Here is a 2,588-nt window from a genome sequence, read left to right on the forward strand (position 1 = left end):
TCGGGGCGGTAGGACAGGATCGCGACCGCCCCGTCGCTTGCTGCGCGTACCGAATCAGCCACCTGCGACGGATCGGCGGCAACCGTGCTCCCCTGCCATTTCAGCGTCCCGGCTCCGACGGCCAAGACCAGCGCCACCGCCGGGAGCAGAATCAATGTAAGGAACCTTTTGCCGCGCTGCGCCTTTGAGCTCAGAGATACCGTGGATACCTGCGGCTGGTCCTGTGGTTCGCCGACATCGCGCTCGTCGTCGAGCGTCTCGTCGTCGATGTCAACGTCATCCTTGAAGTTCGGGCCACTCCGCATCAGCGATCTCACGGCACGAACTCCACGTCAACGACCTTGGGTAAAGACTGATCGACCTTCTTCACCGTCATCCTCATTCGCCAGTGGCGGGGTTCTTGGTCCTGAGCTTGGACAGTCGCGGTTCGTACCGCCATCGACACCAGCACCCGAGCAGTGTCGCCATCGACGGATTCGATCCCGGCCTCTGACACCGTGCCCGTGCTACTGGACTTGGCCTGGCGGACGGCAGTGGCGAAATCCGCAGTGTGTGACTTGAATTCGTCGTAAAACTTGCCCGTCGACGCATCAAGGACTCGTTGTACATCCGCGTCGACGTCGGTGTAGCGGATGGTCGCGAGGTCTAGCGCTCCTTGGCGACCGGCCTGCAAGAACAGTTGTCGTTGCTGCTGGGTGGCACGTGAGTGGTAGGCCGTGACGCCCAGCCAGCTCACCAACCCGGCCAATACGCATACGCACAGCGCACTCGCCAGCAGGCCCAGCGTCGTCGCATCACGAGGGATCCACCGTAGTCGCGGCACTCGTGGCGCAGGCTCGACGGCGGACTCGTCAACGGCGGCCTCGTCGACGACGCTGCCGTCGGCGTCGAGCGCCTCTTCGAGTCCCGACGGGACCAAGATGTTCGTCTGCACACGCCCTCCTTGGGGACTAGCTCTCCTGGTAGCCAGGTTGCTCCGCTGGGACGGGCAAGACATCTCCCCGAGGTGGTGGATTTGCCTCGCAACGGGAGAGTCTCGGAGTCGAAGCGCTTGCGCGAGAATGCACCCGCACTCAACTACGACAGTTTGACCGTCCACTGGTCGGACACGTCGGCGACGGCTACTAGTCCGCGAACGTGATCCTGACGGGCATGTTCTTCAAACCTCCGACGAAGGCCGTCTGAATCACCTTGGTAGGGCCGGTCAGTTCAATCGACACGATCTTGGGTAGAAGCTCCTCAGTCATAATCCGGAGCTCCTGCTTCGCTAGATGCATCCCGATGCACATGTGCGGACCATAGCCAAAGGCGATGTGCTTGTTGGGATGTCGATCGATGTTGAAGACATCGGGCTCATCGAACACGTCGGCGTCACGGTTGCCGGACTGGTACAACAGCATGAAGCGGTCGCCGACCTTGATTTCCCGACCGCGCAGCGTGTAGGGCGCAAGGGCGGTACGCATGAAGTGCTTGACCGGAGAAGCCCAGCGCAGCGACTCGTTGATGAATGCCGGCGCCAACGAGAGGTCATTCTGGATGCGGCGCAACAGTTCTGGGTTCTGCGCCAACACGTGCATTCCACCGGCGAGGGTCGAAGTGGTGGTGTCGTGACCCGCAGTGGCGATGGCGACGAAGTATCCGTAGGCGATCTCCGGCGGATGGAACTCGCCCCCGGCGGTCCGCGCGTTGGCGATGATCGTCGCCAGATCGTCGCGTGGATTGGCCCGCCGGTCCTGCAGCAGCACGTCGAAATACGCGTAGAAGTCCTGAACGACTGCCGCCCACTGCTGCGCGGCCGCGGCAGGTGACACGGGCTCGACGTCGTCCCGAATCGCATCGGGGTCCTCGGTCCCGAACAGGTCCTGGCTGAGCGACATCATCCGTGGCTCGTCGGATTCCGGCACCCCGAACAGACTCATCACGACGTGCAACGGGTAGTGCATCGCGAAGTCCTTCACGAAATCGACGCTGCCATCGGTCTGCAGCAGCTTGCCGACCGCCTCGCGGGCCAGCTCCCGGATCGGGGCTTCCCACTTCTTCAGGTTATTCGGCCGGAACCAGTCCAGCGCGATGTCCTTGACCAGGCTGTGCTCTGGTGGGTCCATCCACGGCAGCATGTCCATGATCCGCACGCTGCCACCAGTGAGCGACTTGGTGAACTCGTCACCGGCCCTATTGGTCAGGATCGGATTCTCCGAGCCGGGATTGTCGCCGCCGCCGTTGGTGAAGATCTCGGGCTGCCGTTCGATCTCCATGATGTCGGCGTGCTTGCTGACCAGATATATGGGGTCGAAGCCCTCGACGTAGGCGATGCCCAGCGGGTTGTTCTCCCGAAGCCATCGATAGGCCTCGAAGAGCGCCAGCTCGTCTCGGTGGCCCTCGGCAAGAATGATCTGCTTCGCCACGGAATCCGGGACTGCTGTCTCGGTCGGTGCCTGAGTGGACGTCATATGTCCTCGCTCCCTTGATGATTCAGTGCTACGAACTGAGGGTTGTGATGAAGATCAGAGGTAGATCGACTTCTGCGTGAGATATGCCGAGAGCGCTTCTGGCCCCAACTCACGGCCGAGCCCACTGGCCTTGATGCC

General features: G+C 62.2%; 2 protein-coding genes and 1 pseudogene. All 3 read right to left on the reverse strand.

The features are described from left to right. Positions 1 to 317: pseudogene (locus tag QOD90_RS15315) on the reverse strand (hypothetical protein); the annotation flags it as partial. Continuing rightward, positions 314 to 934, reverse strand: a complete 621-nt coding sequence (locus QOD90_RS15320; RefSeq protein ID WP_526351122.1) for an Rv1363c family protein — start codon at positions 932 to 934, stop codon at positions 314 to 316. The pseudogene QOD90_RS15315 and the gene QOD90_RS15320, both read right to left, overlap by 4 nt. A 190-nt stretch (positions 935 to 1,124) precedes the next feature. Beyond that, positions 1,125 to 2,450 carry a cytochrome P450 gene (locus QOD90_RS15325; protein ID WP_526351124.1) on the reverse strand — a complete coding sequence of 442 codons (1,326 nt, stop codon included), beginning with the start codon at positions 2,448 to 2,450 and terminating at the stop codon, positions 1,125 to 1,127. Positions 2,451 to 2,588 lie beyond the last annotated feature (138 nt).

This window comes from Mycobacterium sp., assembly GCF_032161845.1.
In the GTDB taxonomy this organism is placed as follows: Bacteria; Actinomycetota; Actinomycetes; order Mycobacteriales; family Mycobacteriaceae; genus Mycobacterium.

Bases quoted from the DNA above. Each gene is read 5' to 3' on its own strand.
- QOD90_RS15325 (WP_526351124.1), bottom strand. From the start codon at position 2,450: ATGACGTCCACTCAGGCACCGACCGAGACAGCAGTCCCGGATTCCGTG.